Raw genomic sequence first — 12,855 nt, 5'->3', positions numbered from 1 at the left:
CATGGCCAAGGTCATCATCACCTGCGCCGTCACCGGCGGCGCGCACACACCCAGCATGTCGGACGCGCTGCCGGTGACGCCGGACGAGATCGCCACCCAGGCGATCGACGCGGCGGAGGCCGGCGCCGCGATCCTCCATCTCCACGCCCGGGTGCCCGAGACGGGGCAGCCGACCGGCGATCCCGATGTCTATGCGCGCTTCCTGCCGGTCATCCGCCAGCGCACCGACGCGGTCGTCAACCTAACGACCGGCGGCTCGGCGACGATGCCGCTCGCCGACCGGCTGGCCGCCGCGACCCGCTTCGCGCCCGAGATGTGCTCGCTCAACATGGGAAGCATCAACTTCGCCTTTCACGGCGCGGGCCGGCGGATCGCGACGTGGAAACATGCGTGGGAGAAGGACTATGTCCTCAATTCCGACGACTATATCTTCCGCAACACCTTCCGCGACATCGAAGGCATCATCACGACGATGCGCGAACGCGGTACGAAGTTCGAACATGAATGCTACGACGTCGGCCACCTCTACAACCTCGCGCATTTCGTCGATGCGGGGATCGTCGAACCGCCGTTCTTCATCCAGATGATCTTCGGCATCCTCGGCGGCATCGGTCCCGACCTCGAAAACCTGATGTTCATGAAGGCGACCGCCGATCGCCTGTTCGGCCGCGACGCCTATCAATGGTCCGTGCTGGCGGCGGGGCGGCACCAGATGCCGTTCCTGACGCAGGCGGCGCTGATGGGCGGCCACGTCCGCGTTGGGCTGGAGGACAGCCTGTTCATCGAACGCGGCGTCGCCGCCACCTCGAACGCGCAACAGGTCGCCAAGATCGTCCGCATCCTCGCCGAGATGGGACACGAACCCGCCACCCCGACGGAGGCGCGCGCGATGCTCGGCCTCAAGGGTGGCGACCGGGTGGAGTTCTGACATCATGCCCCGCACGATCCTCGACCTGTCGGTCTTTCTCGAAAACGACGTCCTGTCCGATCCCCCCGGCTACGGCCCGTCGATCGACTATATCGATCATGCCGCGTCGGTGCCGGGCCTGCTCGGTTTCTTCCCCGGGCTGACCGCCGACGACCTTCCCGATGGCGAGGCGTGGGCGATCGAGCGGGTGAATCTCACCACGCACAATGGCACGCACCTCGACGCGCCATATCATTACGCTTCGACGATGGATGGCGGCCGCCGCGCGATCACCATCGACGAAGTGCCGCTCGACTGGTGCTTCCAGCCCGGCGTGAAGCTCGACTTCCGCCATTTTCCCGACGGCTATGTCGTCACCGCCGCCGATGTCGAGGCGGAACTCGCGCGGATCGGCCACACGCTGTCACCGCTGGAGATCGTCGTCGTCAACACGCGCGCCGGCGCACGGTTCGGGCACGACGATTATGTCGCCTCCGGCTGCGGCATGGGACGCGACGCCACTTTATACCTGACCGCGCGCGGGGTGCGTGTCACCGGCACCGACGGCTGGAGCTGGGATGCTCCGTTCGTCCACACCGCCGCCGCTTATGCCGCGAGCGGCGATGCCGCGCTGATCTGGGAGGGGCACAAGGCCGGCCGCACGATCGGCTATTGCCATATCGAGAAATTGCACAACCTCGAACGGCTGCCCTCGACCGGGTTCACCATCGCCTGCTTCCCGGTCAAGGTCCGCGCGGCCTCGGCCGGCTGGACGCGGGCCGTCGCCATTCTCGACTAGCCGCCGACATCGCCGGAATACTATCAACACTATCGTAGACAATCATTCGGCCCCGCGTCGCATGGCGGGGGTGTCGCTTCGCATATCGCCGCGGCATCGGCGAATATCGCCGCAGGATCAGTCAACAACAATGTTGACAATACGTCGATCCCAAGCGTAGCTTTCCAACGTCGGAAAAGGAGTCGAGCGCTTCATTCCGGCCAGCGGTGCCGGCGGATCATCCAAAACTGGAGGTCGCGCCGGATAGACGCGCCGCGCTGGAGGAGGATGACATGAGGGTTCGTTCGTATCGATCGGTCCGTTTGACTGCGTTGGCAGCGGTAGCCATGCCGGCATTGATAGCAGGCACAGCAGCGGCGCAGACCACGATGGCAGCCGCCGCAACACCCGTCCCCGTGCCCGACGCCACCTCGGCGCCGGCCGTTCCAGACGCTGCCGCCCAGTCCGCCGCGACCCGGCCGCAGGATCAGGCCACCACGCCGGCGCCGCTCGATGCCGGCGGCGACATCGTCGTCACCGCCCGCCTCCGCAAGGAAGGGCTGCTCGACGTGCCCGTCGCCGTCTCGGTGCTGTCCGCCGCCGACATCGGCAAATACAATGCGACCGACCTCACCAAGATCGGCGAACTGACGCCCACGGTGATCGTCAGCAACTATCGCACGATCGGCGGCGGTTCGATCGCGATCCGCGGCATCAGCTCGCCGCCGACGCAGGTCGGCTACGAACAACCCGTATCCGTGGCGATCGACGGTATCCAGTCGTCGTCGGGCCGCGTCGCGACCTTGGGTTTCTTCGACATTCAGCAGGTCGAGGTGCTGAAAGGTCCGCAGGCGCTGTTCTTCGGCAAGAACAGTCCGGCCGGCGTGATCTCGATCACCACCGCCGGCCCTACCGACCGGTTCGAGGTCGGCGGCCGCGTCGGCTACGAATTCGTCGCGGACGAGGTGTCGGGCGAAGGCCATGTGTCCGGTCCGATCACCGACACGCTGGGTGGCCGCGTCGCGATCAAGTATCGCGATGCCAAGGGCTGGCTATACAACAACGCGCAGGCCGCGCCGAACCCGTTCTTCCCCGCGGCGCTGCCCGCCTCGACCGGCACGCTGCCCGGCGCGCCCGACCGCCGTGTCGGCGATGACGAGACGATGGGCCGGGTGACGCTGGAATACAAACCGGTCAGCAATTTCTCGGCGACCGCCAAGCTGTTCGCGCTGCTCGCGCACGACCAGGGCGGCGGATCCTTCTCGCAGAATATCGGCCCGTGCAGCGACGGGCGGCCACGCTCGTTCGGGGTCGTCGATCCGTTCGGCGATTGCCGTGCCGACAACCAGACCAGCTTCAGCAACATCGTGCCCGCGATCGCTAACCGCATCCCGCAACTGCACGGCGACAACCGCTCGCGCGGCGTCAACGTCGCCTACACCGCGTCGCTGGTGATGAAATACGACTCCGACGCCTTCACGCTGTCGTCGCTGACCGGGCGCATCTTCAACCGCTATCGCAGCGTCTCAGGGTTGACCCACACCGTCGACAACGCGCTGACCACCTATGAAAATACAAGCTACGAGAGCTTCAGCCAGGAATTCCGCCTGCTGACCAAGTTCGACGGGCCGGTCAACTTCCTCTTCGGCGCCTTCTACGGCAGCACGCGCGACGCCTTGTTCAATAATACCAATTTCCGCGCCGACCTCAGCTACAATGCCGCAGCCGACCAGGTCACGACCTACATCAAGGACGCCTATCTCACCGGTAAGACCTATTCCGCCTTTGCGCAGGCAACCTGGCTGATCCTGCCGCGGCTCGAGCTCGCCGCCGGCGGCCGCTACACGTCGGAAAAAAAGCTGACCCGCAACCAGAACCTCTATGGCGTCAACACCGCGCTCGGCCGGTTCAACACGGCGAATACCGTGTTTCCGGGGTCGACCGACTCCACACCCGGCATCCTCGCGGGTCGGTTCAAGGACGACAATGTGTCGCCCGAGGCGACCTTGTCCTATCACCCCGTCGCCAATTCGACGCTCTACGTCGCATACAAGACCGGTTTCAAATCGGGTGGGTTCGGTATCACAAGTCCGATCCAGACCAGCACGACACTTGCCGATATCGACTTCGGTTCCGAAACGGTGAAGGGGGTCGAGGCGGGCGCGAAAGGCGAGCTGTTCAACCGCCGGCTGCGGCTCACCGCCTCGGCGTTCGACTACAACTTCCGTAACCTCCAGGTCACCCAATACGACGCCAGCACGATCCGCTTCCAGATCAGCAATGCCGGACAGGTGCGCCAGCGCGGCGCCGAGTTGGAGGCGTCGTTCGATGCCACGCGCATGCTGCGGCTGCACGGCGCGATCGCCTATGTCCACAACCGCTTCCGCGACTATACCGGCCAGTGCTACGGCTACACGATTCCTGCTGCGGTCGCGCTGACCGCCGCCGCGCCGCCGGGATGCTCGTTCGTCACCAATGCCGCCGGCAACCGCCAGCTCACCGCTGCGGGCACGCCGGTCCTGCAACAGGTGCTCGACGGTCGCGCGCCGGCCCGCTCGCCCGACGTCACTGGCAACGCCGGCTTCGAGCTGACCGTGCCGACGGGCCGCGACCTCGAATTCGGCGTCACCGGCGACACCTTCTACAGTTCGAGCTATTACGCCAGCGACGCCTTCGCGCCCGCGTCGCGCCAAGACGCGTTCTGGCGGTTCAACGCCAGCGCCCGCATCGGCGCCGACGACGGCCGGTGGCAACTGTCGCTGATCGGGCGCAACCTCACCAACAAATATTATCTGCTGTTCGCGGGCGATCGCACCGGCGGCACCAGCGTTCCGCTGACGCAGGGCGAACAGCGCGGCGTCGTGGCGCGTGGGCGCGAGGTCTTGCTACAGGCCAGCTTCCGCTACTGATCGGGGCGGCAACGGGAGAAACGCTTTGGCACCCATCTACATCGTCGCCGGCGTGCGCACCGCGATCGGCACGTTCGGCGGCAGCCTCAAGGATCACGCGCCCGCCGATCTCGGCGCCGCGGTGATCGGCGAGGCGGTTCACCGCGCCGGGCTGACACCCGACGATGTTGGCCATGTGGTGATGGGCCAGGTGATCCAGACGATGCCGAAGGACGCCTATCTCGCCCGCGTCGCCGCGCTGAAGGCCGGCGTCCCGGTGCGGGTGCCCGCGCTGACGCTCAACCGCCTGTGCGGATCGGGGCTGGAGGCGATCGTCGCGGCGGCCAAGATGATCGCACTCGACGAGGTCGACATCGCCGCCGCCGGTGGCGCCGAGGTGATGAGCCGCGCCCCCCATCACGTCACGGCGGCACGCTTCGGGCAGAAGATGGGACCGGTCGTGATGGCCGACGCGCTGATCGAGGTGCTGAGCGATCCGCTCGACGGCTATCACATGGGCATCACCGCAGAGAATGTCGCGCGCGACTATCACATCACCCGCGCCGATCAGGACGCCGCCGCCGTCGAGAGCCATCGCCGGGCTGCGCAGGCGCAGGCGGAGGGACGCTTCAATACGCAGATCCTGCCGATCGAGGTCAAACATGGTCGCGGCACCCGGCCCTTCGCGTTCGACGAGCATGTCCGCCCCGACGCGGACCTCTCCGCGATGGCTGCCCTTCGCCCCGCTTTCCAGAAGGAGGGCACCGTCACCGCAGGCAACGCGTCGGGCATCAACGACGGCGCCGCCGCCGTGATCCTCGCCTCGGCCGCTGCGGTGGCGGCGCGTGGCCTTACACCGATGGCGCGCATCCTCGGCTGGGGCCATGCCGGCGTCGCGCCCAGCCACATGGGCCTGGGGCCGATCGAGGCGGTGCCCATCGCCCTTAAGCGGGCCGGCCTCTCGCTCGACCAGATCGACGTCATCGAATCAAACGAAGCTTTTGCGGCACAGGCGTGCGCGGTTGCACGGTCGCTCGGCTTCGACCCGGCGAGGGTCAACCCCAACGGATCGGGCATTTCTCTCGGCCATCCCGTCGGCGCGACCGGCGCAGTCTTGACGGTCAAGGCGCTTTACGAACTTCAAAGGATGGACGGCCATTATGCCTTAGTCACTATGTGTATCGGAGGAGGGCAGGGCGTCGCAATGGTGATCGAACGTGAGGTCAATTAAACGAAGTGACGCGGTGTTGCAGCCTTATGACACTGACCGTTCATAACTCACGCGCACGATAGGGCTTTGCTGCCGAGTAAAATTTTGAGGCTTAGGCCATCGCTTTCAAAAGGCACACCGTCCACGATGATTTGTGGGTGACCGCATTCTATTCTATTAATCAAGAAGCCGTCAGGCCATTGGATAAGTCGCCCCGAAGCGAACAGGCGCCTTTTGTCTATTCTAGTCGTCAGCCACCTACCTGCCAGATCAACGAAATTGCGCTTTTTCAGGGCCGACGCCTGAAAGCAGCCATGCCGCTTAGTACCAACGGCCGGTGTCCGGGTGCCCCGCTCGACCGCGTGACCAAACGGGCGTTTAGATCGGCCGAAATCCTAAAGCTGATGGGGTGGACGCCCCCCGACGGCATCGATGTGCCAGAATGGAGGTGTTGAAGCACCACTGAGGGAGGCGTCCGTGTCGCAGGCTACCACAATCGGGCTGGATATCGCGAAGACCGTTTTTCATGCGCATGGCGCTGACGGGCGTGGCACCATGGTGTTCAGCCGCAAGCTGAGCCGGGCGAAGCTGCTCGACTTCTTCGTGAAGCAGCCGAGATGCCTGGTTGCGATGGAAGCGTGCAGCGGCGCACACCACTGGGCGCGTGAGCTGATGCAGATGGGCCACGAGGTGCGGCTAATCCCGCCGGCCTACGTCAAGCCGTTCGTGAAACGGCACAAGAACGACGCGGTCGATGCCGAGGCGATCTGCGAAGCGGTGCAGCGTCCGGGCATGCGCTTCGTGGCGATCAAGAGCGAGGAGCAGCAAGCGGCCGGCATGGTGTTCCGCACCCGCGACCTGGTGGTTCGGCAGCGCACGCAACTGGTCAACGCATTGCGTGGCCACCTCGCCGAATTCGGCTGGGTTGCACCGCGCGGCTTGGCGCAGGTCACAATGCTCGCCGACCTGCTCGACGAGGAGGAGATGGCATCGTCGCTACCCGAGGCGGCGCTGGCCATGCTGCGCGTCATGGCCGACATGCTCGCCGGACTCGATGACCGCATCGCCGACCTCGACAAGGAGATCGCCAAGCGCGCCCGCGAGGATGAGGTGGCACGCCGTCTGATGACCATCCCCGGCATCGGCCCGATTGCCGCCACCGCAATCGTCGCTCTCGCGCCGCCGGTCGAGACCTTCACCAAGGGCCGCGATTTCGCCGCCTGGCTCGGCCTCGCGCCGCTCCAGCACTCGACGGGAGGCAGGCAGAAGCTTGGCCGGATCTCGAAGATGGGAGAACGCACCATCCGGCGGTTGCTCATCATCGGCGGCAGCTCGGTCGTCAGACAGGCGGCTGTGCGCGGGGCGCCGGCAGGCTCGTGGCTGAAGCGGATGCTGGCACGCAAGCCGCGCATGCTCGTCGCGGTGGCGCTGGCCAACAAGATGGCGCGCACGGCGTGGGCGCTCATGACCAAGAGCGAGGATTACAGGGCTCCGGCAGCGGTCGCGGCATAAGCCGGGGCGGCGGTCAGAGGCGTCGGGGACGTAGGCGGTCGAAGGAGGGTATGGCACAACGGTCGGCGAGACGGGGCCGGAAGAACCAGGGAATGGCCGAGCGCTACCCAAGCGCGGAAAGCTGATGTGGTTCCGGTCCGCGAACTCCCATACTGGCCCGCAGCTATGGCGCTGCTCATCGAGGCCGGACAGATGACAGCATCCGACTACGTGCCGATCTACCCCGATTTACCGCTTGCATCCGACGGGGCGTCCACAGAGGCCATTCCGCTTTCCACCATCCACGGGCGTCCGAGACCCCCTGCCCTCATCCTGAACCAACGGCAGCTTACCGCGCCGGCTCGCCCAGAAGCGGACAGACCGCTTTCCCCCCATTACTGCCCGTTTACTCCCCTAATCTGGCGCCAGCGCAACGCAGGGCATGCCCCCACCTGCAGCGCAGTTCGCAGCGTTCCATGCAGGTCGGAAGCAAGACCTACAGCTGTCATCCTCGGTAACGCTGGTGCCAAGTGACAGTGGTCACGTGCGGCCGCGGGCACGAGGCTGCGGCGGTGAGCCAGGCGTGTTCGGCGGCTTCTTCTTTGGTGGCGACTTCGGTCCACCAAACCCGTTGTTCAACGTGCCAGCGATACCCCCTCGCCTTCAGGGCATTCTTGGCCTCGAAGGGCGCGTTCGTCGCCTCAATCCTGACGCTGGGTTGCTCAGCCTGACGAATAAGTTTGGCGAGCGCAGTCTCGCCATCGGGCATGACGCTGCTCAACAGGTTGATCGTTGCCCAAACGTCAGCTGCAGCGCGGTGACCATGGTGGAACATGCCTTGCTGCATGAGGAGATGCCCGAGCTTGCGCCCATCAAACCCAAGGTCGGGCCACGGCACCTCATTACACGAACAGGCCCAGCCATGGCCGGCGATGGCAGGGAGGCGCCGCTCGACCCGAGGTGCATCAAACGCCGCGTTGTGAGCAATCGCTAAGGTGGTGCTGGCGATCAGACTAACGGCCTGTTCCTCGTCGATCCGTTGGCCTGCGACATCTGCATCGGTGATGCCGGTCAACCGGACGATTTCTGCAGGCACCGGCATGCCGGGATCCTCGAACCATTGTCGGGGCTGGCCCACCCGAACAATCCTGCCACGCTCATCGAATGCGATACGCTGGATCGCCAGATCGATAATCGGATGCTCCGGGTCGAGGCCTACTGTCTCCACGTCGATGACGGCAGCGGTGCGGACGACGCCTTCAGGCTCAGCCAGGACGTAGTCTTCTGGCGAGGGCAAGGCACGCAACACCCGGTAGCCCGGGTGTTGCGACAACAAGTCAGCCGCCTGCGCATGAGCGGAAGGTTCGAAGCTCATCGACGGCTTGTCATCTTGCGCATTGGACCGCGTGTTTGACACCCAAGCTCGCGGCGCGAGGGCACAGGATGCCGCACACGATCAGGCGTTCAATGCGTCTTTAACCGCCTTCGCCGGGACGAAGGTCAGCTTGCGCGATGCTGCAATCTGCATGGTTTCGCCTGTGCGCGGATTACGGCCTTCGCGCGCCGGGTTATTCTTGGTCTTGAATTTGCCAAAGCCCGCGAGCGAAACCTCCTCGCCCTTGCCGGCGGCAGTGACAATCGCAGCCATGATGTCATCGACCACCTTGCGCGCATCGGCTTTGTTCATGCCATGATTGGCAACCAGGGTCTCAGCGAGTTGGGCGTTGTTCATAGATGCTTCTCCAGATTAAGCTCCCCCTTAGGGGCGGAGACGCTTGCCCGGCAATCGAAGCACGCAACGCCGGGCACGGTTGATGACGATCTCGCGTTGAGCGAGGCCACCGCGCCCGATCGCCACACCATGGATGTCAGCCCTCGGCTTTGTCCGCCTTTGCCGACGCTCCAGGCTTGGCAGCACTCTTCGGCTTCCCCTTCTGGCCCGGCTTACGGCCAAGACCAATTTTCTTCGCTGTAGCGCGACGTACCTCTGAATAGGCCTCGGAAACCATCGGGTAATCGGACTTCAGACCGTAGCGCTGACGATATTCGTCCGGTGTCAGTCCGTTGCTCGACAGATGGCGGCGCAGCGTCTTGTACGCCTTGCCGTCGATCATCGAAATGATGTGATCCTTCGACGCCAGCGACTTGCGCACCGAAACTGCCGGCACATAGGTAGGTGCTGCTTCCTCGCTCGTGGTCGCCCCCTCGCCGCCAATCAGCGAGACAACCTTCTGGTGGATCGATCTGAGGAACGGGGACACATCCTCTGCAGACACCCGGGTGTGGGGGTTACGCAGCCACGCGACCGTCACCTCCGCAGCTAGATTGATCGAATTCGCTCCGGTGCCGTCGGCCATCAAATCTTCGCCTCTTTTCAATCAAAACGCCCGCACGCGCTGGATGTGGGATCAGCCTACAAGCGGTATCCTGCCGGCTTGTCAATTGTGAGGAGCAATAAAGCTCAGTCCCGAAGGGGGTTCCGGGCAAATTCAAATTGCCAGCCTCGCCGGATATGACATACAGTGAACGCCGTCTCATCGCATTTATAGCAATGTACCTGAGAAAGAGCTTCGATACAGGTGCGAGACTTGTTTTTTGTAGAACATGCTCCTTCGCTGCACATTCCATTCGACTTCGCAGCGAAGCAGAGCAACAGCGGTGTCAGACGACGCGCAGGAGTTTTACCCCCTGCCCCCCGCCCCAGGTGAGCCGCTCACCGGGGCTCTGGCTGGTGGGGCAGCATCAGGGCTGCTCCCAAGCCGGAGTACAACCACCATGATCAAGCTCAGTGATACCCAGCGCATCCTCCTCGCTACTGCATGCCAGCGCGAGGACGGCAGCGTGCTACCGCTGCACGGCAGCGTCCCCCGCGGCGGCGGCGCTACAAAGGCGCTGGCGGCGCTCCTTCGACGAGCGATGCTGATCGAACGGCAGACGACGAATGCGGCCGCCATTCACCGTACCGACGGCGATCTGACCTACGGCCTCTTCATCACCAAAGCAGGGATGGCGGCGATCGGCGTCGATGACGACATCGATGCGGGAACATCAACGGCGATCGGTGAGCTGCCTGCGGTGATCGCTGTCGACAAGGCACCCACCAAGATCGCGCTGGTTATCGAACTTCTCGCTTCGGCCGAGGGGGTACCCGTGACCGAACTGATGGCAGCGACCGGATGGCAGCCGCATACAACACGGGCCGCACTGACGGGCTTGCGCAAGAAGGGGCACAGCATCCAGCGGATCAAACGCGACAGCATTACCTGTTACCGCCTGCTGGGGGCGGCATAATGGTGTCCGCCCCCGATCTCGCCGCACTGGAAACCTTGTCCTCCGCGACGCTGCGGGAACGCTGGCAAACGTTGGTCGGGACCACGGCGCCCAGCGTCAGCCCGAAGATGCTGCGGCTGGCGCTTGCCTGGGAGATGCAGGCGCGAGCCTCTGCCGGTCTCGCCCGCGCTGCCACCCAGACGCTCGACCAACTTGCCCGCGGGCAGACCCGTACACAGGCAGCCACGCCTGGCATGCGCCTGGTGCGCGAATGGCAGGGCCAGGTACATGTGGTCACGGTTGGTGAAGATCAGATCATTCGCTGGAATGACCGCGAATGGCGATCGCTCTCCGAGGTTGCACGCGCAATCACGGGGACGCGCTGGTCGGGTCCAGCGTTCTTCGGTCTCAAGAAGAAGGTGGCAGCATGAAGACGGTCCGCTGTGCGATCTACACGCGAAAATCCTCCGACGAGGGGCTGGAACAGAGCTTCAACAGCCTCGACGCGCAGCGCGAGGCGTGCGCCGCTTACATCCTCAGCCAGGCCAGCGAGGGCTGGACGGCAATGCCCGAGGTCTATGATGACGGCGGGCTATCTGGCGGCACGCTCGAGCGCCCTGCCCTCAAGCGGCTGCTTGCCGAAGTAGAGGCCGGTCGGATCGACATCATCGTCGTCTACAAGGTCGACCGCCTCACCCGCTCGCTCTTCGACTTCGCCAAGCTCGTCGAGACCTTCGATGCCGCGGGGACAAGCTTCGTCTCCGTCACTCAGTCGTTCAACACGACGACCAGCATGGGGCGCCTTACCCTCAACATGCTGCTGTCGTTTGCGCAGTTCGAGCGCGAGGTGACCGCCGAGCGTATCCGCGACAAGATCGCCGCATCCAAGGCACGCGGCATGTGGATGGGGGGCACCCCGCCGTTGGGCTATGCCCCGCACGACCGCAGCCTCGTCGTCGTCGAGGAGCATGCGATGCTCATCCGTCACATCTTCACCCGCTATCTTGCGCTGGGTTGTGTGCGGCGCCTGATGGAAGAGCTCGCCCGGAAGGGCATCACTGTGCCTGAGCGGGTCACGGTCGGTGGCAAACCGCTGGGAGGGGGCACCTTCACTCGCGGCCAGCTCTACCATATCCTCAAGAACGTCACTTACGCCGGCAAGATCGGTCATAAGGACAAGGTCTATGCCGGCCTTCACCCAGCCATCATTGATACGACGACCTTCGATGCCGTGCAGACGATGCTCGCCGACCATCGGCAGGGCCAGCGCAGCCGGGCGGTCACCGCCGAGAGCAGCCTGCTTGCTGGTCGTATCGTTGATGGGAACAACGCGCCGCTGGTCGCGACACACGCGAACAAGAACAAGGTGCGTCATCGCTATTACGTCAGCCGCGCCCTGCAATCGGGTGCGAGTGCTACCGGTCTGCGCATACCCGCACGAGAGATCGAGGGGCTGGTGATCGCGAAATTACAGGAACTCCTCCGCCAGCCGATCGAGCTTGCGGCACTGGCGGAGCTAGACGTCCGTGTTCATCAGATCACCGAATTTCACACACGCTGCGAGGCGCTTGCCGCGAGCAAGGGCACCGAACGCTACCGCGCGATGCTGGATACCGTGCGGCAAGTGCAAATTGGCGATGCCGCGATTACCCTCACCTGCGACGCTGCTGCCTTTGCCAACCTCCTTGCGCTTCCCCGACGGGATAAGGGGATGGCAACCTTCGAAGTAGGTTGCGCGGCACGACTGACCCGTTCGGGTCGCGCTTTGCGCCTCGTACGAGACGGTGGCCGTACCGCACAGGCAGCACCGGACAAGTCGCTCATCCGCCTGCTGGTTCAGGCCCGGCGCTGGTGGGGCATCCTGCGCGCGGGCGCGATCAGCACGACCGAGCTTGCCGTCCGCGAGGGCGTGACCAGATCTTATGTCTGCAGAGTGATCCGGCTGGCTTTTCTTGCACCGGCGGTCACCGAGGCGATCCTGGCGGGGCGACAGCGCGCCGGCGTGACCGTCGCAAGCCTCACCGCCGAAGGCGGCATCGCCGCCGACTGGCGAACGCAGATCGCGACGCTCCTGCCGACGTGACCCTCAGTCTAGGCGGGCGGAAAGGCTAGGCCCGACGGATACGGTCAACGACGTCGGCGATGGTGGAGAGGTCCCCGGCGAGCTCGCGCAGTTCCCGCGGGCGAGCGGGATGCAAGGGGTCAAGCACCACCTTTGCGGACAGATCCTCCATCAGCATGCCCGCGGCCGTCATCTGCACCCTGATCATCTCATCTGCAGTCATTGTCTGCCTCCTGCCCGCGACCAAAG

General features: G+C 64.6%; 12 protein-coding genes. 8 read left to right on the top strand and 4 right to left on the bottom strand.

From position 1 onward, the window contains the following. The first annotated feature begins 1 nt into the window (after nt 1). The 5 genes from kce to IQ292_RS11315 all read left to right on the top strand — a co-directional run bounded on the left by kce (nt 2) and on the right by IQ292_RS11315 (nt 7,295). On the top strand, nt 2-928 hold the full coding sequence (kce, locus tag IQ292_RS11335) for a 3,5-dioxohexanoate:acetyl-CoA acetone transferase (RefSeq protein WP_062126670.1): 927 nt from the start codon (nt 2-4) through the stop codon (nt 926-928). Between the two features lie 4 nt (nt 929-932). Further along, nucleotides 933-1,706: a cyclase family protein gene (locus IQ292_RS11330; protein WP_062126672.1), complete on the top strand. Its 774-nt coding sequence runs from the start codon at nt 933-935 to the stop codon at nt 1,704-1,706. A 368-nt stretch (nt 1,707-2,074) separates the two neighbouring features. Beyond that, nucleotides 2,075-4,594 (top strand): TonB-dependent receptor domain-containing protein, encoded by a 2,520-nt coding sequence (locus IQ292_RS11325; RefSeq protein WP_238940999.1) that lies wholly within the window; start codon nt 2,075-2,077, stop codon nt 4,592-4,594. 25 nt (nt 4,595-4,619) lie between these two features. After that, nucleotides 4,620-5,804: a beta-ketothiolase BktB gene (gene bktB, locus IQ292_RS11320; protein WP_203310404.1), complete on the top strand. Its 1,185-nt coding sequence runs from the start codon at nt 4,620-4,622 to the stop codon at nt 5,802-5,804. A gap of 456 nt (nt 5,805-6,260) precedes the next feature. Then, nucleotides 6,261-7,295: an IS110 family RNA-guided transposase gene (locus IQ292_RS11315; RefSeq protein WP_203310403.1), complete on the top strand. Its 1,035-nt coding sequence runs from the start codon at nt 6,261-6,263 to the stop codon at nt 7,293-7,295. Between the two features lie 484 nt (nt 7,296-7,779). Here IQ292_RS11315 and IQ292_RS11310 read toward each other — a convergent pair whose 3' ends face one another. The 3 genes from IQ292_RS11310 to IQ292_RS11300 all read right to left on the bottom strand — a co-directional run bounded on the left by IQ292_RS11310 (nt 7,780) and on the right by IQ292_RS11300 (nt 9,631). Then, nucleotides 7,780-8,649 (bottom strand): 3'-5' exonuclease, encoded by an 870-nt coding sequence (locus tag IQ292_RS11310; protein WP_203310402.1) that lies wholly within the window; start codon nt 8,647-8,649, stop codon nt 7,780-7,782. A gap of 81 nt (nt 8,650-8,730) precedes the next feature. Beyond that, nucleotides 8,731-9,006 (bottom strand): HU family DNA-binding protein, encoded by a 276-nt coding sequence (locus tag IQ292_RS11305; protein ID WP_203310401.1) that lies wholly within the window; start codon nt 9,004-9,006, stop codon nt 8,731-8,733. Nucleotides 9,007-9,142: 136 nt separating this feature from the next. Next, complete coding sequence (locus IQ292_RS11300) at nt 9,143-9,631, bottom strand: Ros/MucR family transcriptional regulator (protein WP_203310400.1); 489 nt, start codon at nt 9,629-9,631, stop codon at nt 9,143-9,145. Between the two features lie 418 nt (nt 9,632-10,049). Between IQ292_RS11300 and IQ292_RS11295 the strand changes: the two genes are divergently transcribed. From IQ292_RS11295 to IQ292_RS11285, 3 genes are read left to right on the top strand one after another with little or no spacing between them, the layout of a single operon-like run. Then, nucleotides 10,050-10,565 carry a DUF3489 domain-containing protein gene (locus IQ292_RS11295; RefSeq protein ID WP_203310399.1) on the top strand — a complete coding sequence of 172 codons (516 nt, stop codon included), beginning with the start codon at nt 10,050-10,052 and terminating at the stop codon, nt 10,563-10,565. Continuing rightward, nucleotides 10,565-10,975: a DUF2924 domain-containing protein gene (locus IQ292_RS11290; protein WP_203310398.1), complete on the top strand. Its 411-nt coding sequence runs from the start codon at nt 10,565-10,567 to the stop codon at nt 10,973-10,975. The genes IQ292_RS11295 and IQ292_RS11290 overlap by 1 nt, the downstream gene beginning before the upstream one ends. After that, a complete protein-coding gene (locus IQ292_RS11285; RefSeq protein WP_238940998.1) occupies nt 10,882-12,627 on the top strand; it encodes a recombinase family protein in 1,746 nt (581 codons plus the stop codon). Before IQ292_RS11290 ends, IQ292_RS11285 begins: the two co-directional genes overlap by 94 nt. A gap of 25 nt (nt 12,628-12,652) precedes the next feature. On the opposite strand, the gene IQ292_RS11280 is transcribed toward IQ292_RS11285, so the two are convergent. Further along, nucleotides 12,653-12,829: a hypothetical protein gene (locus IQ292_RS11280; RefSeq protein ID WP_203310397.1), complete on the bottom strand. Its 177-nt coding sequence runs from the start codon at nt 12,827-12,829 to the stop codon at nt 12,653-12,655. Nucleotides 12,830-12,855 lie beyond the last annotated feature (26 nt).

Origin of the sequence: Sphingomonas beigongshangi, assembly GCF_016820445.1 — a bacterium.
GTDB lineage: Bacteria > Pseudomonadota > Alphaproteobacteria > Sphingomonadales > Sphingomonadaceae > Sphingomonas > Sphingomonas beigongshangi.
This window is presented reverse-complemented; position numbering and strand designations above follow the sequence as displayed.